Source organism: Sphingobium sp. V4, from assembly GCF_029590555.1.
GTDB lineage: Bacteria > Pseudomonadota > Alphaproteobacteria > Sphingomonadales > Sphingomonadaceae > Sphingobium.
In genome coordinates this window covers 265,686-287,007 of the sequence record NZ_CP081001.1, presented here as the reverse complement: position 1 = coordinate 287,007, position 21,322 = coordinate 265,686, and the positions used below count along the sequence as shown (strand labels likewise).

General features: G+C 65.8%; 20 protein-coding genes and 1 tRNA gene. 10 read left to right on the top strand and 11 right to left on the bottom strand.

What is annotated here, in order from left to right:
* Positions 1–58: 58 nt before the first annotated feature.
* The 4 genes from K3M67_RS01470 to K3M67_RS01455 all read right to left on the bottom strand — a co-directional run bounded on the left by K3M67_RS01470 (position 59) and on the right by K3M67_RS01455 (position 3,578).
* Positions 59–733, bottom strand: coding sequence for an EF-hand domain-containing protein (locus K3M67_RS01470; protein WP_285832074.1), 675 nt, complete (start codon positions 731–733; stop codon positions 59–61).
* Between the two features lie 136 nt (positions 734–869).
* Complete coding sequence (locus K3M67_RS01465) at positions 870–2,087, bottom strand: argininosuccinate synthase (protein ID WP_066860491.1); 1,218 nt, start codon at positions 2,085–2,087, stop codon at positions 870–872.
* 140 nt (positions 2,088–2,227) lie between these two features.
* Positions 2,228–3,211, bottom strand: a complete 984-nt coding sequence (locus tag K3M67_RS01460; RefSeq protein ID WP_285832073.1) for a hypothetical protein — start codon at positions 3,209–3,211, stop codon at positions 2,228–2,230.
* A gap of 160 nt (positions 3,212–3,371) precedes the next feature.
* Positions 3,372–3,578 (bottom strand): DUF4169 family protein, encoded by a 207-nt coding sequence (locus tag K3M67_RS01455; RefSeq protein WP_066860494.1) that lies wholly within the window; start codon positions 3,576–3,578, stop codon positions 3,372–3,374.
* A gap of 92 nt (positions 3,579–3,670) precedes the next feature.
* On the opposite strand from K3M67_RS01455, the gene K3M67_RS01450 reads away from it, so the two are divergent.
* Complete coding sequence (locus K3M67_RS01450; protein WP_285832072.1) at positions 3,671–4,666, top strand: LacI family DNA-binding transcriptional regulator; 996 nt, start codon at positions 3,671–3,673, stop codon at positions 4,664–4,666.
* Between the two features lie 8 nt (positions 4,667–4,674).
* On the opposite strand, the gene K3M67_RS01445 is transcribed toward K3M67_RS01450, so the two are convergent.
* A tRNA-Gly gene (locus K3M67_RS01445) sits at positions 4,675–4,748 on the bottom strand.
* Between the two features lie 86 nt (positions 4,749–4,834).
* On the opposite strand from K3M67_RS01445, the gene K3M67_RS01440 reads away from it, so the two are divergent.
* From K3M67_RS01440 to K3M67_RS01425, 4 genes are all read left to right on the top strand, one after another.
* Positions 4,835–5,776 carry a LysR family transcriptional regulator gene (locus K3M67_RS01440; protein ID WP_066860502.1) on the top strand — a complete coding sequence of 314 codons (942 nt, stop codon included), beginning with the start codon at positions 4,835–4,837 and terminating at the stop codon, positions 5,774–5,776.
* Positions 5,777–5,956: 180 nt separating this feature from the next.
* Positions 5,957–8,140 carry a TonB-dependent receptor domain-containing protein gene (locus K3M67_RS01435; RefSeq protein ID WP_285832071.1) on the top strand — a complete coding sequence of 728 codons (2,184 nt, stop codon included), beginning with the start codon at positions 5,957–5,959 and terminating at the stop codon, positions 8,138–8,140.
* Between the two features lie 57 nt (positions 8,141–8,197).
* Positions 8,198–9,313, top strand: a complete 1,116-nt coding sequence (locus K3M67_RS01430) for a DUF47 family protein (protein WP_066860508.1) — start codon at positions 8,198–8,200, stop codon at positions 9,311–9,313.
* A gap of 12 nt (positions 9,314–9,325) precedes the next feature.
* Entirely contained in the window at positions 9,326–10,324 is a 999-nt protein-coding gene (locus K3M67_RS01425) for an inorganic phosphate transporter (protein ID WP_066860511.1), read from the top strand.
* Between the two features lie 58 nt (positions 10,325–10,382).
* Here K3M67_RS01425 and K3M67_RS01420 read toward each other — a convergent pair whose 3' ends face one another.
* Positions 10,383–10,568 carry a hypothetical protein gene (locus K3M67_RS01420; RefSeq protein WP_066860619.1) on the bottom strand — a complete coding sequence of 62 codons (186 nt, stop codon included), beginning with the start codon at positions 10,566–10,568 and terminating at the stop codon, positions 10,383–10,385.
* Positions 10,569–10,709: 141 nt separating this feature from the next.
* Here K3M67_RS01420 and K3M67_RS01415 point away from each other — a divergent pair, with 141 nt between their 5' ends.
* Entirely contained in the window at positions 10,710–12,119 is a 1,410-nt protein-coding gene (locus K3M67_RS01415) for a helix-turn-helix domain-containing protein (RefSeq protein ID WP_285832070.1), read from the top strand.
* 85 nt (positions 12,120–12,204) lie between these two features.
* On the opposite strand, the gene K3M67_RS01410 is transcribed toward K3M67_RS01415, so the two are convergent.
* The 5 genes from K3M67_RS01410 to secB form a co-directional block, all read right to left on the bottom strand.
* Positions 12,205–12,483: a hypothetical protein gene (locus tag K3M67_RS01410; RefSeq protein WP_285832069.1), complete on the bottom strand. Its 279-nt coding sequence runs from the start codon at positions 12,481–12,483 to the stop codon at positions 12,205–12,207.
* A 244-nt stretch (positions 12,484–12,727) separates the two neighbouring features.
* Entirely contained in the window at positions 12,728–13,378 is a 651-nt protein-coding gene (locus K3M67_RS01405; RefSeq protein ID WP_066863809.1) for a DUF4136 domain-containing protein, read from the bottom strand.
* 207 nt (positions 13,379–13,585) lie between these two features.
* Complete coding sequence (gene trpS, locus K3M67_RS01400) at positions 13,586–14,623, bottom strand: tryptophan--tRNA ligase (RefSeq protein WP_066863812.1); 1,038 nt, start codon at positions 14,621–14,623, stop codon at positions 13,586–13,588.
* Between the two features lie 15 nt (positions 14,624–14,638).
* Positions 14,639–16,216, bottom strand: coding sequence for a murein biosynthesis integral membrane protein MurJ (murJ, locus tag K3M67_RS01395; RefSeq protein ID WP_285832068.1), 1,578 nt, complete (start codon positions 16,214–16,216; stop codon positions 14,639–14,641).
* A 138-nt stretch (positions 16,217–16,354) separates the two neighbouring features.
* On the bottom strand, positions 16,355–16,861 hold the full coding sequence (gene secB, locus K3M67_RS01390) for a protein-export chaperone SecB (RefSeq protein ID WP_066863817.1): 507 nt from the start codon (positions 16,859–16,861) through the stop codon (positions 16,355–16,357).
* 185 nt (positions 16,862–17,046) lie between these two features.
* Here secB and K3M67_RS01385 point away from each other — a divergent pair, with 185 nt between their 5' ends.
* The 4 genes from K3M67_RS01385 to K3M67_RS01370 all read left to right on the top strand — a co-directional run bounded on the left by K3M67_RS01385 (position 17,047) and on the right by K3M67_RS01370 (position 21,290).
* Positions 17,047–17,700 (top strand): Tim44/TimA family putative adaptor protein, encoded by a 654-nt coding sequence (locus tag K3M67_RS01385; RefSeq protein WP_285832067.1) that lies wholly within the window; start codon positions 17,047–17,049, stop codon positions 17,698–17,700.
* Positions 17,701–17,719: 19 nt separating this feature from the next.
* Complete coding sequence (gene mltA / locus K3M67_RS01380) at positions 17,720–18,967, top strand: murein transglycosylase A (RefSeq protein ID WP_066863824.1); 1,248 nt, start codon at positions 17,720–17,722, stop codon at positions 18,965–18,967.
* A 10-nt stretch (positions 18,968–18,977) separates the two neighbouring features.
* Positions 18,978–19,508 (top strand): Smr/MutS family protein, encoded by a 531-nt coding sequence (locus tag K3M67_RS01375; protein ID WP_285832066.1) that lies wholly within the window; start codon positions 18,978–18,980, stop codon positions 19,506–19,508.
* A gap of 96 nt (positions 19,509–19,604) precedes the next feature.
* Positions 19,605–21,290: a putative bifunctional diguanylate cyclase/phosphodiesterase gene (locus K3M67_RS01370; RefSeq protein WP_066863830.1), complete on the top strand. Its 1,686-nt coding sequence runs from the start codon at positions 19,605–19,607 to the stop codon at positions 21,288–21,290.
* The last annotated feature ends 32 nt before the right edge of the window (positions 21,291–21,322 follow it).

The following is a 21,322-nucleotide window of genomic DNA, read 5'->3' as shown; positions in this document are numbered from 1 at the left end:
TCGGTCGGGGCCAGGTGGAGAGGAACACCCCGCGCCGGGGAGCCGCCATTACGACATCCTATTTCTGCGCGGGCGGGGTCGGCGCCATGCGGTCCTGCCACTGGCCACGCATCGCCTGGCGCGCAGCCTTCATCTCATCGGCGGTCACAAAGCCGTCCTTGTTGCCGTCAGCCTTGTCGAACATTGTCACGGCGCCGGCCATGAACTCGGCCTTGGTGATCGTGCCATCCTTGTTCGCGTCGCCCATGCCGCCCGGACCGCCCGGCCCCCGGTGCATCATGCCCCGGCCTGGACCGCGATGATGGCCCCCGCCCCAGCCCCGGCCGTCGGGCTCGCCCGCATCGGCACGCCGTTCCGCACGCTTTTCGGCGCGCGCTTCATGCATGGCGGCGAATTCGCTCTTGCTGATCTGACCGTTCTTGTCCGCGTCGAGCGCGGCAAAGCGGGTATCCAAACGCTGCTGGCGCATCGCGTCGCGGTCCTTCTGGGTCAGCTGGCCATCCTTGTCGACGTCCATCTTCGCGAAGCGAGCCTCCAGCCCGGTGGTCAGTTCCGTCTTGCTGATCTTGCCGTCCTTGTTGGTGTCGGCCATCGTCATCATGCCACCTCGCGGGCCATGACCGGCATGGGGGCCATTGTCGGCGCCGGGCTGAGCAAAGGCGAGGTGGGTTGCAGCCAAACCGCCGACGAACAGCGAGCCGGCGGCGACGGTGGTGAAGAATGTGCGGAGCATGTCGGTCTTCCTTTGAAGGTCATCCCGGACGGCCCGTGGAGCCATCCTTGACAACGCTTATGGAAGCAACTTGTCCCGCAGATATGTCATGCCGCCCGCTTGTTTGTCGCGAATTGTAACGGGCGGCATCGCGATCTCAACGATCGCGCCGTCCCAGCAAACGAAGCCGCAGCGCATTGAGCTTGATGAAGCCAGCCGCATCGCGCTGGTCATAGGCGCCCGCGTCATCCTCGAAGGTCACGACCTTCTCGCTGTAGAGCGAATAGGGCGACTTCCGGCCGACGACATAGACGCCGCCCTTGTAGAGCTTGAGGCGGACGGTGCCCGTCACCTTTTCCTGGCTATGGTCGATCGCAGCCTGGAGCATCTCCCGCTCGGGGCTGAACCAGAAGCCGTTATAGATAAGTTCGGCATAGCGCGGCGCCAGTTCGTCCTTCAGGTGCGCGGCGCCACGGTCGAGCGTCAACTGCTCGATACCGCGATGGGCGAGGTGATAGATGGTGCCGCCCGGCGTCTCGTACATGCCGCGCGACTTCATGCCGACGAAGCGGTTTTCCACCAGGTCGAGCCGACCGATACCATGCTTGCGGCCATAGTCATTCAGCGTTTCGAGCAGCGTCGCGGGCGACATGCCGACGCCGTTGATCGCGACGCCATCGCCGCGCTCGAAATCGATCGTGATATATTCGGGCGCGTCGGGCGCGTCTTCCGGGTTCACCGTACGCGAATAGACATAATCCGGGGTTTCCTCCCACGGATCCTCCAACACTTTGCCTTCCGACGAAGTGTGCAGCATGTTCGCATCGGTCGAGAAGGGGCTTTCGCCACGCTTGTCGCGCGGAATCGGAATCTGGTGCTTCTCGGCGAATTCGATCAGCTTGGTGCGGCTGGCCAGATCCCATTCGCGCCAGGGCGCGATCACCTTGATGTCGGGGGCGAGACCATAATAGCCAAGTTCGAAGCGGACCTGATCGTTACCCTTGCCGGTCGCGCCGTGCGACACCGCGTCGGCGCCCACCATCTTCGCGATCTCGATCTGGCGCTTGGCGATCAGCGGACGGGCGATCGAGGTGCCGAGCAGGTAGAGACCTTCATAAAGCGCGTTGGAGCGCATCATCGGGAAGACATAATCCTTCACGAATTCCTCGCGCAGGTCGTCGATGAAGATATGCTCTTCCTTGACCCCCATCAGGCGGGCCTTGGCGCGGGCCGGTTCCAGCTCCTCGCCCTGCCCCAGATCGGCGGTGAAGGTCACCACTTCGCACTGGTAGGTCTGCTGGAGCCATTTCAGGATCACGCTGGTGTCGAGACCACCGGAAAAGGCGAGGACGATACGGTTGATCTTGTCGGACATGGGCGGCGACTCTTTTCGTGCAGAAGGACGCGGAATTGATGCGCGCGCCCGGTATCAGGCAAGCCGCCAAAGCGCAACCGGACATGAAGAAAGCCGGGCGTTCCGACGCCCGGCTTTCTTCATGTCACGCGGATGGTCGGTCAGCTTGTGCGCGGCTTGCCGAAGCCCGGCCGCTGGCGATCCGCACCGAAGCGATAGACAGTCTGGCTGCGGTCCAAGGCCGACAAGGGGGCCGACGCAGGGACCGGTTCGGCATGGACCGTCTGTGGCGGGACATGGGGCGCCGCTTCCATCGCTCGCTCGGCCAGCAGGAACTTGGCGCGGCGCAGGCGCTTAGTCCGGGTGGTGAAGGGATTGTCCGCGCTGGGCGGCGCGGCGACCATCGCCTCAAGCGTCGCATCGGCTGGCATCGCCGCCATAGGGGCCATGGCCGGACGGGCGACCATCGGGCGTGCCGGCGCGGGCGTCATTGCGACGGCGGGGATCAGCGAGGGTTCAAGCGCGCGCACCGGGCCGGCATAATCTTCCTCCGGTCGACGACGACGCATCATCGCCGCCCCGCCCAGCCCCAGCAGCAGCAGCGCACCGCCGCCCAGTGCCCATAGGAGCGCATCGTCCGTCCGCCCCGACTGGGGCGTGGTCGCGGGCGTGACAACCGGATCGCCCGTGGCGGCCTCGACGGGCGCAGGAGCAGGAGCAGGCAGGACAGGTTCCGCCGCAACGGGCGGAGATGCAGGGGCAGACTGTGGAGCGGGCGCCGGCGCCCGCTCCGTCATGCGTTCGGCGCGGGACGCCGGCCGGGGCTGCGGCCTCGCCTCTGCCGTGCGGCGGGCGGCCGGTTGCGCGCCCTGTTCCGCCTCTGCTGCGGCGGTCGCGACGGCGATGCGCTCTTCCAGGGGCGGGGTGGCCTGCACCACCGGAGCGCTGGGCTTGAATACCGGCGATGGCGTGGTTGCGGGAGCTACCGGCATGGGCGTCGCCGCGGGCGTCGGCGCGTCCGGCACGGTCGTGGGGGCTACCAGCGGCGGCGCGACAGTCTGCGCGAATAGCGGGGTTGCACTGAGGGCCAGAACAGCGGCGATCGCGGCCCTGGCGGGGCGAATGGTGCGAATATGTCCAGTCATAGCGGCAATGAAACCGCCGAACGGGTGATTAATCTCACCCATTCGATCAGAATCGGGATGAATCGAGCAAGGCCCGCGCCGTGCCGAACAATATTAATAAGCGTTCATCTGAAGATGAACCGAACATTGACGAAACTCATGATACTCGATGAGCTCGATACTATGATTCTTCTGCGTCCGCCTGACCGTTTGTCTTTTCGCGTCGCGCGCCTTCCAGCAGAGCAATCCGCGCCTTTTCATCCGCCGCGTCGGCGACCCGCTGCGCCTTGCTTCGGCCGAACTTCACGCGATTGACCTCCGCCTGGCTCGCCTTGTCGGCGCGTGCTTTCGCCTTTCGCGCCTGGCGCAGGTTGATGACGTTGCTCATGCGCGCAGCATAGGGCCGGGGACCGCATCTTGCCAAGAGGCCCGAAATCCGGGCATGACAACCTTTTCCCAGCGTCCCGAGCCAAGTATCCCATGACGAGCATCCACGACGTCGCCGCCCGCGCCAAGGTTTCGATCAAGACGGTGTCACGCGTCGTCAACAAGGCGCCCAATGTCAGCGACGAACTGCGCGAACGCGTCCAGGCGGCGATCGATCAGCTTGGCTATCGCCCCAACCAGTCGGCGCGACGGCTCGCGGGCGGGCGCTCCTTCATGATCGCCTTTCTCTATAACAACCCTGCCCCCGGCTATGTCAGCCGCATCCAGATCGGCGCAGCCTGGCGCTGTCGGGAATTGGGCTATCATCTGGTGGTGGAGCCGATCTCACCCCGTGCGGAGGAACGGTTCGAGGTGCTGGAACGGCTGGTCGCGGCACTGCGCCCGGACGGCGTGCTGCTGGTGCCCCCGCTGTCGGACGATGTTGGGCTGCTGGAGCGGCTGGCGGAAATGAAGCTGCCCTGTGCCCGGATCGCGGGTTCGGTGGACGCGCCAAGCTTCACCATCCGCACGCCCGAGCAGGCGGCTGGCCGGATGATGGCCGATCATCTCATCGGCCTTGGCCATCGGCGCATCGGCGTCATCACCCCGCCCGCAACCCACCACGCCGCGCTGCGCCGTGTCGAGGGGTTTCGCGAGGGGTTGGCCGCCGCCGGGATCGCCGTGGACGAAGCCCTGTTCGTACCTGGCCGGTTCGATTTCGCCTCCGGCATCGAGGCAGGCGAGGCGCTGCTCGCCCAGCCCCAGCCGCCGACCGCGGTCTTTGCCACCAATGACGAAATGGCGCTGGGCGTGCTGACGCTGGCGCATCGCATCGGCCTGCGCGTGCCGGAGGATCTCTCGGTGACGGGCTTCGACGACACGACGGCCAGCCTCACCTCCTGGCCGCCGCTGACCACCGTGCGCCAGCCGCTGGAGGATATGGGTCGCTGCGTAATCGACGCACTGGCCGCCGGCCCGCTCGACGCCCCGGAATTCCAGTTCACGCTGATCGAACGCGGAAGCTCGGGTCCGCCGGCGAAGGAAGAATAAGGAAGGGCTGGAGCGGGTAGCGGGGATCGAACCCGCATCACAAGCTTGGAAGGCTAGTGCTCTACCATTGAGCTATACCCGCCCGGCAGGAGAGCGCCCTGCCATCATCGCAGGGGTCTCGTCAAGATCACCCTTACCCATCTTCCGCATTTCCTCTATCAGGCGGTCATGGATCGCCCCTCCCTGCGCCAACTTGACCTTTTCGCGCAGATGGTTGCGGCCGGAAGCCTCGCTCGCTGCGCAATCATGCTGGGGGTGCCGGCAGAAGCGATCGCGCGCGACATGGCGTCATTGGAGATGCGGCTGGGGTACCGGCTGTTCGACGATCTGGAGGGCGCGGCGCGGTTGACCCCGGCGGGGCGCAAGACCGCGCAGGCCATGACCCAGTTGACGCAGGACGAGGCCGACGCACCTGACGATCCTGCGTCGCCGCCGCCAACCGACCCTGTCGTCCTGCCCGCGACGCTGGTCCGCCCCACATCCACCGAACCGCCGCGCCGGACGATCCTTCTCGCCGCCCCAGCGCCGGTCTTCGGCCAGTTGCAGGAGAAATTATCAGCCTTCGAGGCGGCGAACGAGGATATCGCGATCACGCTCGACCTGCATGTCCAGTCGGCCGAAGATGCCGCGGCAGCGCTGCGGCATGGCGGCGCGGACATCGCCTATTTCTATGCGTTGAGCGCGCCGGACGCCTTTCCCTCGCGCTATGGCTGGTCGGAGCAGCTCAACCTCTATGCCGGCGCGGCGCATCCGCTGGCGCGCGCGGACATCGTGTCGCGGGATGATCTCGCAATCAGCCCGATGATCGCGATGGACCGGCGCAACGCCACCCGCGCGATCATCGCTGACGCGCTGGAGCGCGGTCGCGCGCGGCTGGGACCAATGGCCTTGGAAAGCGATGATATGTTCGCAGTGATGTCGGCACTGCGCAAGGGCGCGGGCTTGTTCCCGGCCTTCGGCGCGCTCGCCCGCGACCTGGGGCGAATGGCGGGAATCAGCCGTCTGCCGCTCGACATGCCCCTCCCCCCGATCGAGATCAGACAGGCGCTCGGCCCTAAAGCGGGCGAGACGCCGGCCGTCGAGGCTCTGGCAGAATTTCTGTTTCTCTGAAGCATGGCGCCGCTTGCCAGGGCAACGGCGGTTCGCGCCGCGCATGGTGGATCGGCCTCGCTCATCCGTCCAACATGATGCCCCGCGACAAAAACGCGGCGAACTGGTATTGATATGTTGTAACATGCTAGATACAGGGTCTCATCCTCTTTCGCGATTGCCCAAGGATGACAGTCCCCAATGTCCCGTTTTTCTTCGCTTCGTGCCGGTTGCGCCTCGTCCGCCCTATATCCCTACGGCCTGTATCTGGCCGCCGCCTGTCTCGCCTCCCCCGCCTTGGCACAGGCGCCGGCCGACACCGCAGCCCCCGACCAAGCCTATCATGACGATGCGAAGGCCGATATCGTCGTCACTGCGCTGATCCCGCGCCGACAGGGCGACATATTGTCGGGCACGTCGGTCCTGACCGGCGAGAAGCTGACCCGCGACCTGCGCCCCAGCATCGGCGAGACGCTGGCGCGCCAGCCCGGCGTGTCGGCCACCAGCTTCGGTCCCAATGCCTCGCGCCCGATCCTGCGCGGCTTCCAGGGGGAGCGCGTCCGCATCCTGACCGACGGCATCGGCAGTTTCGACGTATCCAACACCTCGGTCGACCATGCCGTCGCCATCAATCCGCTGACCGCCGACCGGATCGAGATATTGCGTGGCCCCGCGGCGCTGCTTTACGGATCGTCGGCGATCGGCGGCGTGGTCAATGTGATCGACAGCCGTATCCCGCGCCGCGTGCCGGACGAACCGATCCATGTCGAGGGCATCGCCACCTATGGCAGCGCCGCGAACGAGCGCACGCTGAGCGGTGAAATAGAAGCGCCGCTGGCGGAGAATTTCGTCGTCCATGTCGACGGCAGCTGGACCAAGACCGACGATCTGCGCACTGGCGGCTATATATTGTCCAAGCCGATGCGGGCGCTGGCCGCCCAGTCGAACGACCCGGAAATCCGCGAGGACGGCCAATGGAAGGGCAAGCTGCCCAACACCGCCGCCGAAACATGGGAAGTGGCGGGCGGCTTCGCCTATGTCGGCGACGGCGGCAATCTGGGCGTGTCGGTTTCGCACAGCGAAAATCGCTATGGCGTGCCGTCGCGGATCGACGTCGCGGAGGATACTGACGATCATGGTCATGACGACGAACCGGGCCACACCCATGAGGATGTGACGTTGGCGATGAAGCAGACCCGAGCCGACCTGCGCGGCGAGGTGGCGACGGGTGGCGGCTTCCTCGACAGCATCCGCCTGCGCGCGGGTTTCGCGGATTACCAGCATCAGGAAATCGAACCCAGCGGCGAGGTCGGTACGACCTTCTACAACCAGTCGATGGAAAGCCGGCTGGAATTCATCCAGGCGCGCCAGGGGGGCTGGGATGGCGCGTTCGGCGCGCAGTTCTTCACCCGCCGGTTCGAAGCGGTCGGCGAAGAGAAATTCCTGCCGAAGAACGAGACCAACCAGATCGGTGTCTTCACGCTTCAATCGCTGGACCTTGGCCGCACACGGATCGAGGCGGGGGCGCGCTACGAACATACCGATCTTTCCTCCAACGCCGATGCCGACCTGTTCGTGGGTGGCTATCAGCGCAGCTTCAACGCGCTGTCCGGCTCCGTCGGCATCAGCCAGGAGATCGTGCCGGGCTGGCGGGCTGGCCTCAACCTCTCGCGCAGCGAACGCGCGCCCTCGGCCGAGGAGTTGTTCGCGCGCGGCAATCATGCAGGAACCCAGGCGTTCGAACTGGGCGACCCGCGCTTCGGCAAGGAAAAGAGCTGGGGCGCCGAAGCCACGCTGCGCGGCAAAGGCGAAGGCTATAGCGTCAGCTTTGCAGCCTATCACAACTGGTTCGACGGCTATATCTATGACTCGGTCGTCGACGACAGCGTGTGCCAGGCGGCCAATGGCGGGGCGGAGATGGAGTTCCCCTGCTACGCCTATGCCCAGGCCGATGCCCGCTATTATGGCTTCGAGGCCGAAGGATCGGTGAAGCTGGCGCAACTGGGCGGCTACGCCATCAACCTGGACGGCGTTGCCGACTATGTCCGCGCCACCATCAAGGGCAGTGGCCCCGCTCCGCGCATCCCTCCCCTGCGCCTGCTGGGCGGGATCGAGGCGCAGGGCGACCGGATCAGCGCGCGAGCGGAAGTCGAGCATGTATTCGAGCAGGACCGCATTGCCGCGACCGAGACGCCCACCGATGGCTTCACCCTGGTCAACGCGTCGCTCTCATTCAAGCCCTTCGCCGGCAATGACCGCACCACGCTGATGCTGTCGGCCAACAATATCTTCGATGTGGAGGCCCGCCGCCACGCCAGCGTGCTCAAGGATTTCGCTCCGCTCGCGGGCCGCGACATCCGGGTGACGGCGCGCTTCTCCATCTAGGCCGTGAGGGCGGGCGGAGGTGATTGCGCATTATGACAATATTGTTACAAGCGGTCCATGCGCCAGATCGCCGCCCTGCCCTATACCACCGCTGCCGACGGATCGATGCAGATCCTGCTGATCACCTCGCGTGAGACGCGGCGCTGGGTGATTCCAAAGGGCAACCGGATCAAAGGGCTGGCCGGCCATCGCGCCGCCGAACTGGAAGCCTATGAGGAAGCGGGCATCCACGGCATTGCCTGCCCCGCCCCGCTCGGCCGCTACCGCTATGACAAGCGCCGCCGCAAGGGCGGGTCGCGCGAGGCAGAGGTTGAGGTTTTTCCGCTTGCGGTCACGGGCCACCTGACGCAATGGCCCGAACAGGGCCAAAGGGAACTGCGCTGGTTCCCCGTCGCCGAAGCTGCAAGGGCCGTCGACGAACCCGACCTGAAATCGATCATCGCCGCCTTCCGCGAACCGCCCGCCGATCCGGGCTGGTTCATCCGGTTGCTGCTGGCGATACGCGAGAAGCAAAGTGAAAGGACTGGAATGCTGCGCTGGTTTCATGCGCTGATGCCCAAGCAGGGGCGTTTCTTCGAGCAGTTCGAGGATCATGCGACGACGCTGGTCGCCGGCGCCGATGCGCTCGCGAAGCTGCTGAAGGGCGGGCCGGACATGGCCGAGCATATCAAGACCATCTCCGACCAGGAGCATGAGGCGGACGACATCATCCGCGAAGTGTTGCAGGACGTGCGCCGCATCTTCGTCACCCCGTTCGACCGCAGCGCCATCACCGGCCTGATCGGCGTTATGGACGACGCGATCGACCAGATGAACCAGACCGCCAAGGCGATCGCGCTGTTCGACGTGAAGGAATTTCCCTCGCAGATGCAGGACATGAGCGCGCTGATCGTCGAATGCGCGCGCATCACGGCCGAAGCCATGCCGCTGCTGCGCTCGCTCAACCTCAATTCCTCACGCCTCCACGACCTGACCGAGCGACTGGTCAAGCTGGAGGGCCATGCCGACATTCTTCATGAAGCCGGCCTCAAGGCGCTCTATGAACAGGCCCGCGCCGGGAACCCGATGGACTTCATTGTCGGCAACGAGATCTACAGCCATCTGGAGAAGGTGACCGACCGGTTCGAGGACGTCGCCAACGAGATTTCCGGGCTGGTCATCGACCACGCCTGACCGCTCATATCCATGGACCCCATCGCCCTCCCGCTGCTGATCGCGCTGATCGGCGTCGCGCTCGCCTTCGACTTCCTGAACGGCCTGCACGACGCAGCCAACTCGATCGCCACCATCGTGTCGACCCGCGTTCTGAAGCCGCAATATGCGGTCGCCTGGGCCGCCTTCTTCAACTTCATCGCCTTCCTCTTCTTTGGCCTGCATGTCGCGACGACGGTGGGCAAGGGCATCGTCGACGCCAGCATCATCGACCCGCAGGTGATCTTCGGCGCGCTGATGGGCGCGATCGCCTGGAACCTCATTACCTGGGGGCTCGGTATCCCGTCCTCGTCCAGCCATGCGCTGATCGGCGGACTGCTGGGCGCGGGGATCGCCAAGGCCGGCCTGACCGCGGTGGTGTGGAGCGGCGTGTTCAAGACCAGCGCCGCAATCGTCCTTTCGCCCACGATCGGCCTGCTGCTGGCGCTGCTGCTGGTCCTGCTCATCAGCTGGATTTTCCGCCGCTTCACCCCGCAGGGCGCCGACAATGTGTTCCGCAAGCTCCAGCTCGTCTCCGCCTCGCTCTATTCGCTCGGCCATGGCGGCAATGACGCACAGAAGACGATGGGGATCATCGCCGTGCTCCTCTATTCTCAGGGGATGCTGAACGGGGAGTTCCACGTTCCCTTCTGGGTAGTCATCAGCTGCCAGGCGGCGATGGGCCTGGGCACGTTGCTGGGCGGGTGGAAGATCGTCCACACCATGGGGTCGAAGATCACCCGGCTGACCCCGGCGCAGGGTTTCTGCGCGGAAACCGGCGGCGCGATCACCCTGTTCCTGGCCACCCATCTGGGCGTGCCGGTGTCCACCACTCACACCATCACCGGCGCGATTGTCGGCGTGGGCGCGTCCCGCCGCCTGTCGGCGGTGCGCTGGAACGTGGCGTCGAGCATCATTGTCGCCTGGGTCGTCACCCTGCCCGCCGCCGCGATCATCGGCGCGGCCTTCTACGGGCTGACCCGCCTGTTCTGAACAGCGTGAGGGCGCGGTCGGTTGCCCGCCGCGCCCTTCCTCCCCTCGCCTTGACGGTTCAGGCCACGCGGCCGAGCCGGTGATAGAGATTGGCATATTTGACCGATTCCGGCTGGTCCTGAACCTCGCGCAGATAATGGGCGATGGCGGTGCGGATCAGGCCGAAATCCTCCTGGCTGAACACCGCACGGGAGCGAGCGGGCTGGGGGTGGCCGTGGGTCTGTTCGATCGTATCGGTGGTCATCCTCTTGTCCTTCATCGCTGGCCCATTGATCGGGCTATGGACAGCGAAATAGACAGCCAAACGCGCTTGCGTAAGGCCGATGAGTGGCCTCCAGTCATAATCAGATTTGGTCATTTTGTCATTCTATGACATTATGACCATATGGCAGAGCTGACCGATCGCAAACTCTATCTCGGCCCGAAACTGCGCGTGCTGCGGCGCGAACTGGGCCTCAACCAGACGCGCATGGCGGAGGAACTGGGCGTATCCCCCAGCTATCTCAACCATCTGGAGCGCAACCAGCGCCCGCTGACCGCGCAGATGCTGCTGCGGCTGGCCAATACCTATGACATCGACATTCGCGATTTCACCGCCACCCCGGCCGAGGGCGGCCCCGGCGAACTGAGCGAGATTTTGTCCGATGCGCTGGTCCGCGACATCGGCATCGCACGCGACGAAATATTGGAGGTGGCGGAAAATTATCCGGGCGTCAGCGAGGCGATCGCCCGCTTCTACCGCGCGCTGAGCGACCTGCGCCGCCTGCCGGGCGACGCCCTCGACCGCAGCAGCCCCGGCCCGCTGGTGGCGCCTGTCGACTGGCTGCGCGAGACGATCGCGCGCGCGGGCAATCATTTCGCCGAGATCGACGCGGGCGCGGAAAGCCTGGCCGCCGGCCTGCCCGACGATCCGGCACTGTTGCAGGCGGAATTGCGCGCGCGGCTGAAGGATCGGCACGGCATGAGCGTCCAACTGGTGCGGGGTGACGTGCTGGCGGGAACGCTGCGCCATTATGACATGCACCGGCGACGGCTGATGCTGAGCGAGCGGCTGCCCGCTTCGGGGCGGCTGTTCGCCATCGCCTACCATCTGTGCGCGCAGGAACTGGCCGATTCGATCGCGGCACAGATCGCCCGCGCCGCGCCGCCCGACGAGGACAGCCGCCGCCTCGCCAGCATCGCGCTCACCAACTATGCCGCCGCCGCGCTCCTCATGCCCTATGACCGCTTCCGCCAGGCGGCCGAACAGGGCCGCCACGACATCGCCCTGCTGCGCGACCGGTTCGGCATGTCCACCGAGCAGGTCGCCCACCGCCTCACCAGCCTCAACCGCACCGGCGCGCGCGGCATCCCCTTCTTCATGGTCCGGATCGACCGCGCCGGCATCATCTCCAAGCGCTTCGACGGCGAGGCATGGCCCTTCGCCCGCTATGGCGGCCTGTGCCCGCGCTGGGACGCGTGCGACGCGCGCGCACCGGACCGGGTCGAAACGCAGTTGATCGAGACGCTGGACGGCCGCCGCTTCGTCACGCTGGCCATGGCGCTGCCCCATCGGCCGGACGGCGGCCGGGCAAGCCCGGTGATCGCGCTGGGGTGCGAGGCCAAACATGCCGGACGCATCGTCCACGCCGACGGGCTCGACACAGAGAAGGACGAGGCGACCGGCGTCGGCCCCACATGCCATTTGTGCGAGCGGCGCGACTGCCCCGACCGGGCGCTGCCGCCGGTGACGCGCGCGCTGGACCTGCACAGCTACGAACGCACGATCGCGCCCTATCCGTTCCGGCGGGTTTAGTGCCGCAGCATCGGGACAGTCTGGAAGCGACCAAAAATGGACACTCACGAGTCTATGAGGATTGCCCGCAAGCGGACTTTGGAAGCTATCTCGGCAAACTGATAGCTCGAATAAGAAGCCCCACACCATACAGAGATACAGGGCCGCCCAGACCAAGCACAATTACAATAGCAAGCCCGAACACACCACGTCCGCTGCCGTAGTTAGTATACAAAACAAGCAGATACGAAGAGCCAACAACGGCTGGGACGAGGACGCAGAGTGCCCCGACTTTCCATGCACGATTCCTCGCAATATTGCTAGCAATACCAAAATAGACCGCCAGAAACGCGAGGGCACCAAACAAAAAGAAGCCGATCGGCATAGGATGCCTCTCCATCACAAAATGCCATTCTGCCGAGCAATATCGAAGCCATATTCATAGCAGTTTCGTGTAAAACGGCTCGGACTTTCACCGCAACCTGACAGTCCGCTCCCCACCCCAAACAGCCGTTCACCCGCGCGCCGCGAAACGACACGGCGATCCCGAAAGAAAACCCGGCGCTCCTGCCGAAGCGCCGGGTCATGTCAGGGTCTGGCCGGGAGCCGCCCCTTGTACGCTTTGTCTGTCAGCCCTTCTTTTCGGGCGGCAGCGTGATCTTCACATTTTCCCCATTCTGGCCGGGGAAGTTGGTGAACATCGCGTCGATCAGGTTCGGAACCAGATAGGTCAGCTTGTTCGACAGCGACTGGGCGCTCGCCTTGCCTTCGAACAGACGCCGATTATCAGCCGCGCGGTCGATCTTCACGCTGAGGTCGCTGGTGTAGACAGTGTAGCTCGACACGTCATTATAGCCCGCGCCGCCAAACAGCCACGGATCATAGAAGCCATAGCCCCAGGGGCGGCCCCAGCGGCCGCGCCAGCCCCAGCCGCCGCCATACATGAAGGGATCACCACCAAAGCCGGAAGAGCGGACCTTCTCGCGACCATTGTCGACATCATAGGCGACCCGGACGATCAGGTCGGCACGCGCCGGGTCGCTGGCGGGAACATAGCCGGTCTGGGTCAGGCGCTGCCCGACCAGATCGGCATAATGGGCGAACTCCAGTCCGCCGGCGAGCCGGGGATCGTCGGCGACGACGGTATAGCTCTGGCCTGCCGGGGCGGGGAGTTGCTGGAAACGGGCGACATCAGCCTTGAACGACGTGGCGCAGCCCGACAACGCCACCAGCGCCAGTGCGGGCGCTGCAATCAGGCCGAACATCTTGAAACGGGTCATTTTTCTGCGTCCTGTGACAGGCGTTGAGCCTGGGTTCATTCTTGCGCCCTTCGCTAGCAAAAGGCAACTGAACATCGTTTGAACGCACGATCGGACCGAATGGGCGCAAACCATGTTCTCGCCCTCAAGGACGACGCCCGGAGACCGAACCCGTACCGGGCAGACGTGGGGCGCGCCCTTTTCGCGCGCGCGCCTGCCCCTTCGTTATCAGCGCATCAGGCCCATCGCGTCATAGGCCGCGCGCAGCGTCGGCTCGGCCGCCGCCGCCGCCTTGGCCGCGCCCTTGTCCAGGATCGCGTCCAGCGCCGCGTCGTCAGTGCGCAATTCCAGGAAGCGCTCGCGAATCGGGCGCAGCGTCTCGACCAGCAATTCGCCCAGCGCCGGCTTGAACGCGCCGAAGCCCTTGCCCGCAAACTCGGCGCAGACCGCGTCCGGCGTGGTGCCGCGCAGGGTGGCGAAGATGCCGACCAGATTGTTCGCTTCCGGGCGGCCCGCCAGCCCTTCCGCCGTTTCGGGCAGCGGTTCGGGATCGGTCTTGGCCTTCTTCACCTTCTGCATGATGGCGTCATCGTCATCGGTCAGGTTGATGCGGCTCATGTCGCTCGGGTCGGACTTGGACATTTTCGCGGTGCCGTCGCGGAAGGACATGATCCGCGCCGATTCCTTCGGAATGATCGGGTCGGGCAGCGTGAACAACTCGACCCCGAAATCGGTGTTGAACTTGGTCGCGATGTCGCGCGCCAGCTCCAGATGCTGTTTCTGGTCCTCGCCCACCGGCACATGGGTCGCGTTGTAGAGCAATATGTCGGCCGCCTGGAGCACCGGATAGACGAACAGGCCGATCGAGGCGCCCTCGCGGTCCTTGCCGACCTTGTCCTTGAACTGGGTCATGCGGTTGAGCCAGCCGATGCGCGCCGTGCCGTTCAGCAGCCAGCAGAGTTCCGCATGGGCCGGCACGCGCGCCTGGTTGAACAGGACCGAGCGATCGGGGTCGATCCCGGCGGCGACCAGAGCGGCGGCCATGTCGCGGACGTTGCGGATGCGCTGCTCGCGTCCTTCATGCACGGTGATGGAATGCATGTCGGCGAGGAAGAAGAAGCACTGGCCCGGCGTTTTCGTCGGCGTGTCCGTGTTGGCCGCCCCGCTGTCCATCTCATCCTGCATCCGCACCCAGTTGCGGATCGCGCCGAGGTAGTTGCCCAGGTGCAGATTGCCGGTCGGCTGGATGCCGGAAAGGACGCGCATGTGACTGATCCGTTCTTATGAGGTTGCGTGTTTGCGGCGCATAAGCGCCTTGATGTCGGAGAGCCGATAGGCGCCCGTGATGAAGGACGCCAGCCCGTAAAGCGTCACGCCCGCGCCGACGAGCAAGGCGAGCGCCACATAACGCTGGAGCATGGCGCCGGTCAGCCAGGGGTCGAGCAGCCCCTCCCCCGCCCACAGCGCGCCGCCCATGATGAGCGCAGCGAGGGCGAGGCGGGGAATACGCCGGCGCAACCCGGCATCGGCCGCGAAATGACCGCGCTTCACCAGCGTCGCATAGAGCATCGCGACATTGACGGTGGAGGACAAGGCGGTGGCGAGCGGCGGCCCGATATGGCCGAGGGTGGGGATCATCGCGAGGTTCCCGACGATGTTGATGACGATCGAGACCATCGCAAAGCGCACCGGCGTCTTCGTATCACCGCGCGCATAATAGCCGGGTGTCAGCACCTTCACCAGGACATAGGAGGGCAGGCCGATCGAGAAGGCCGACAGCGCCCAGCCGCAGCGCATCGCATCCTCGGGCGTGAAACGGCCATATTGGAACAGGCCGCGCACGATCGGCTCCGCCACGACCAGGAATGCCACGGTGGCGGGCAGGGTCAGGAACAAGGCGAGTTCGATGCCGCGATTCTGCGTCTCCATCGCCGCCTGCTCCTCGCCCTTCGACAACATGCGCGAGATCGTGGGGAGGAGGATGGTGCCAAGGCCGATACCGATCAGGCCCAGCGGCAACTGGTTCAGGCGATCGGCATAATAGATATAGGTGATGGAGCCTGAGGCGAGCAGCCAGCCCGACAGCGCGGTGGAGATCAGCAGGTTGATCTGCGACGCGCCCGCCCCGGCGGCGGCAGGAACGATCAGGCGGAGCAATTGCTTCACGTCGGCGTCGAGGCGCGGCCGCCGCAGCTTCATCGACACGCCCGCGCGCCGGCACGCCCAGATCAGCCACAGCAGTTGCAGCGCGCCGCCGATCGTCACCGACATCGCCTGCACTCGCGCCGTCTCATATTCGTCCGCGCCGTGGAACAGCCACAGGCCCGCGATCATGCTGAGGTTGAGCAGGATCGGGGCGGCGGCGTTGACCCAGAATTTGTCGAGCGAATTGAGGATGCCGCCCAGCAGCGAGGCGAGGCTGATGAGCGCCAGATAGGGGATGGTGATGCGCGAGAGGGCGACAGCGAAGGCGAATTGCTCGGCGCTTGGATTCTGGCGCGAAAAGCCGCCCGAGAGCGCCCAGGTCACGGGCCAGGCGGCGGCGATCAGGATCGCGGTGAACAGGATCAGGACCGGCAGCAGTACCGCCAGCGCGCGCTCGGCGAAATGGAAGCCGGCGGGCAGCCCGCCCTCCCCTGCCGCCTTGCGGTTGAACAATGGCACAAAGGCGGCGGCGAAGGCGCCCTCAGCGAAGAGCGCGCGGAACATGTTGGGCAGGCGGAAGGCGACGCCGTTGAACGCGTCCGACGCGAAGCCCGCGCCGACATAACGCGCCGCGAGCGAATCGCGCACTAGCGCCAGGATGCGGCTGGCCAGCGTCAGCCCGCCGACCGAACCGAGAGCGCGGACGAGTTTCATCAAATGATCCCTTCCCCCGTTCGGCCCGAGCTTGTCGAAGCCCTTTTCTTTTCTTCAAGAAAGAGCGACGCTTCGACATTCGGGCGAGACGCGTGGCTCGCCTGAACAGGGCGAACGAAGGCCAGGGACATCCTTATATCAGGCGTGACCGGCCGGCTCGCCTGCGGTCGCTTCCATCTGTTGCGCCTGTTGCAGGTAGAGCGCGCCGAAGTCGATCGGCTCGAGCAGCAGCGGCGGGAAGCCCCCGTCGCGGATCGCATCAGCCAGCACGCGGCGGGCAAAGGGGAAGATGAGGCGCGGCGCTTCGGCCAGCATGAAGGGCTGGACCTGATCCTCGGGCACGTTGCGCATCCCGAACAGCGCCGCATAGAGCAGCTCGACGGCGAAGGCGGTGCCCTGCGGCGCAACCGCCTTAACGTCGATCTTCAGCGCGATTTCCAACACTTCCTCACCCACGCGGTCGGCGCCGATGTTGAACTGGACGTCGATCTGCGGCTGGTCCGGCCACTGGTAGACGGCGGGCGCGTTGGGGTTTTCGAAGGAGAGATCCTTCACATATTGGCTGATCAGCGCGATCTGCGGCGCGGTGTCGGCGCCATTGGGCTGGACGTTGATGGTGGTGCTGGTGTCGGCTTCGTCGGCCATGCTCTCTACCTTGACTTTCCCTGTTGGCCGGCGGCGGCTCGCCCCCGGAATATGATGACCCGCGCGCTTAGCAGGGGCGCTGGAGGAGGGCAATGGCGCCGCCGTCAACCCGCCATTTGAAGTTGCGGGCAAACATGCCTATGTTGTCGATGGAACCTGATTTTGAACAAAGGGTATTAGCCCCCGTGTATGTGATCGTCATCCTCGCCATGATCGCCGGCTTCCTGGCCCTGCGGCTCTATTCTGTGCTGGGCAAGCGTACCGGGCACGAACAGGAGCCTGCACTGCGCCCGGCGGAGGATCGCGCCAAGGTGACGGTGCTGCAACCCGGCCCGGTCGCGCAGAATAGCGGTGATTCGGTGCGGCTGGCCGAAGGGCTGATCGCGCCGGGCGCGGAAACGGGCGTGCGCGCGCTGATCGCCGCCGATCGCAGCTTCGACGTGCCCCAGTTCGTGGAGGGCGCCAAGAGCGCCTACCGGATGGTGCTGGAGGCTTTCTGGCGCGGCGACCGCGACGAACTGGCCTGGCTGTGCGACACCGACGTGCTCGCTTCCTTCGAGGAAGCGATCGCCGCGCGCGCGGCGCAGGGCCATGTCCTCGACAATCGGCTGGTGCGGATCGAGAAGGTGCAGATCGTCGAGGCGTCGATCAAGGACCGCATCGCCGAGGTGGCGCTGCGCTTCGAAGCGGACATCGCCGCCGTCACGCGCGACAAGGACGGCAATGTCGTCGCCGGCTCGCTGACCGATGCGATCGGCACCAAGGACATCTGGACCTTCAGCCGCGACATTCGCAGCGCGGACCCGAACTGGAAGCTCAGCGAAACCGACGAAGCGTGATCTGGGGCGCGATCGGGGCATGAATTTCCGGCAATCGGGCGGCGTACTGGCCGCAGCACTGTTGCTGTCGGCCTGCGCGGGCGGCGTGATCCCTCCGTCCGCCGGCGGTCCGGCGCCGACACGACCTTCCGGCGAGACGGCAACCCGCCCCAGTCCCGCTACCCCCCGCCCTGCCCTGCCGGTCCAACCGCCTGTCGAACCAGCGCTTGACCAGAGCACCGCCGCCGGACTGGGCGTGACGAAGGGTCCGGACATTGCCGGACTGATACCCTCGGGCGAGCGTGCCCGCCTCGCGCTCCAGGCCTTCCGCCTGTCCTGCCCGACGCTGATGCGCCGCACCGACCAGAGCGGCCTGACCAGGGGGGCCGACTGGAACAATAGCTGCGCCGCCGCATCGAGCTGGCCCGAAGCCTCAGCCAGCGAATTTTTCTCCCGCTATTTCGAAGCGGTGCAGGTGGGCGAGGGCACGGCCTTCGTCACCGGCTATTATGAGCCGGAGATCAGCGGATCGCGCGTCCGCCAGCCCGGCTATGACGTGCCCATCTATCGCCGTCCGACCGACCTCATCGATGTCGATCTCGGCCAGTTCAGCGAGAGCCTGAAAGGCAAGTCGATCCGGGGCAAGGTGCAAGGGACGAAGTTCATCCCCTATGACGAGCGCAGCCGGATAGTGGCCGGATCGCTCGCGGGGCGCGGGCTGGAACTGGCCTGGGCCGCCGATCCGGTGGAATTCTTCTTTCTCCAGGTGCAGGGGAGCGGCCGGCTGAACCTGCCAGACGGCGGCGTCATGCGTATCGGCTATGACGGACAGAATGGCCGCGACTATACCGGTATCGGCAAGCTGATGAAGGATCGCGGCCTGATTCAGGCCGGGTCGATGCAGGACATCATGGCCTGGCTGCGCGCCAACCCCGTCGAGGGCGCCGCGATCATGAACGAGAATAAGAGCTTCGTCTTCTTCCGCGAACTGACCGGCGCCGGGCCACTGGGCGCGCTCGGCGTGCCGGTGACGCCGGAAGCGACAGTCGCGGCCGACCCGAAATTCATTCCGCTGGGCGCACCGGTGCTGCTCTCGCTCGACCGGGCCGAACCCAATGGCATCTGGATCGCGCAGGATACGGGCGGGGCGATCAAGGGCGCCAACCGCTTTGACAGCTTCTGGGGCGCAGGCGCGCGGGCGCGCGGTATCGCCGGGGGCATGTCGGCGCGGGGCAGCGCCCTCATCCTGCTGCCGATCGGATCGGCGGCGCGGCTCGCGCGCCCCTGACGGTCGGGCCATGGTCCGGCGCCGTCTCACAATCGATGAAGAGGCGCTCTGGGACGCGCTGACACGATCGGTACGGCCGCTGCGGCCGGGCCAGCGACGGCCGGCGCCGGTCGCCACGCCCACGCCGACACCGAAAATAGGGTTAACGCCGCCGCTCCGCCCCGCCACCCCGGCCAAGCCCGTCGCGACGCCCGCCGCCACGCTCGATTCAAGCTGGGAACGCCGAATCCGTAGCGGCAGCCTGACCCCCGAAATGAGCATCGACCTGCACGGCCACAGTCTCGCCGCAGCGCACAACAGGCTTAACCAGGCGCTGGCCCAGGCGCTGGCCCAGGATGCCCGCATCATGTTGGTCGTAACCGGAAAGCCACCCAAAAATGCGGGTGGAGCAGGCACGGCACGGCGCGGCGCCATCCGGGGAGAAATCGGCCACTGGCTGGAAACCAGCCCCTATGCGGACCGTATTGCCAGCGTCCGGATCGCCCATCCGCGCCATGGCGGCGACGGCGCCATCTATCTTATATTGCGTCGCAAAAAATAGCGCCGATCCCGCCGGTTGCTGATATTTTCTTAACCACTGTCCTTCATATCCGGTGGATCGGGGCTCCATATGGGGCGGCTATCGGGCAGGAGGCGAATGCAGGGCGTTACCTTGAAGAGCCGCGCCACTGCCTTCGCCTGCGCCGCGGGGGCGCTGGTGTTCATCCTTTCGATGATGCTCGGCTATACGGCGGGGCAGGAGGACGACCTGCTGCGGATCGGGCGCGCCCTGATCATCGCGATCCTGTGCGGCACGATGAGCTGGGCGTCGGCCCGCCGGTCCATGGCTGCCACCGCCACCGCAATCGATGTCGCAACCGAGAGGCTGGTGTGCGCCGCGCATGGCGACCTGCAATCGCCCGTTCCCAGCGAAATCGCAAAGGAACTGCCCGACCTGTCGGTCGCGATGGAAAGCCTGTTCAGTCAGGTTCGCACCAATCTCGATCATGTGCAGGCGCTCGCCCTGTTCGACCAGGTGACGGGCCTCGCCAACCGCACCAGCTTCTGCCGCCAGGTGGAACGCCATCTGGCGGAGCGGACCGACGCCGGCATGGCCGCGCTCTTCTTCATCGACCTGGACGGGTTCAAGGGCGTCAACGACACGCTGGGCCATGCCGCAGGCGACCAGTTGCTCGCACGCGTTGCCGGGCGGCTGCGCGAAGTGGTGATGGCGCAGGTCAGCAACGGCACCGGCGACGCCGTGATCGGCCGCCTCGCCGGCGACGAATTCACCATGTTCTTCCCCACCCTCACGGGTCGCAGCGCAGCCTCGCGGATCGCGCGCGCGATCCAGTTCGCGCTGAGCGAGCGGTTCGACCTGGGCAGCCAGCATGTAGAGCTGGGCGCGTCGATCGGCATCGCCTGCTATCCCGACCATGGCGACACGCTGTCCGCCCTGCTGCGCGCCGCCGACATCGCCATGTATCATGCCAAGCATGAGGGGCGCGGACGCGCGGAAATCTACACCGCCGAACTGGCGCTGGAAGCGGCCGACCGGGCCGAACTGGAGCGCGAATTGCTGCTGGCGCTCCAGCGCGAGGAATTCCTGCTGGAATTCCAGCCGCAGATCGACATCGTCACCGGTGACGCCGTCGCCGCCGAGGCTCTGGTGCGCTGGGCGCATCCCGAACGCGACCTGGTGATGCCCGGCGCGTTCGTGCCGGTCGCCGAGGAAAGCGGCGCGATCGTCGCGCTGGGTGACTGGGTGATGAGCCGGGTGTGCGAAACCGCCGCGCGCTGGGCGAAGGCCGGCATGACGCAGCGCATCGCCATCAACATCAGCACGCGCGAACTGGCGCAGGCCGATTTCTTCCTTCGCCTGCGCCACGCCATGGCGACGCATGAGACGCCCGCCGCCATGCTGGAACTGGAAATCACCGAATCGCTCGCCATGGAGATGGAGCCGCGCATCCTGACCCAGTTGCGCGCGCTGCGGGACGATGGCGTCCGCATCGCGATAGACGATTTCGGCACCGGCTATTCCAATCTCGCGCGCCTCCGGGAATTGCCCGTCGACCGGGTGAAGATAGACCGCAGCCTGGTGCGGGACATCGCCACCTCGGCCGAAGCGCGGACCATATGCAGCGCCGTCGTCGGCCTGATCCAGGGGCTGGGCATGGAAGTGGTGGTCGAAGGGATCGAGAGCGAGGCCCAGATGGACGTGCTGCGGGTGATCGGCTGCTCGCTGTTCCAGGGCTATCATCTCGCCAGGCCCAGCCGCGAGCGGGCCTATCTCGACCGCTTCGCGCCTGCGCTGGCGGTGCTGGACATGCGCAGCGTGTGAAGGCGAGTGGAGCGGCGCTTTGCCGCCCCGCT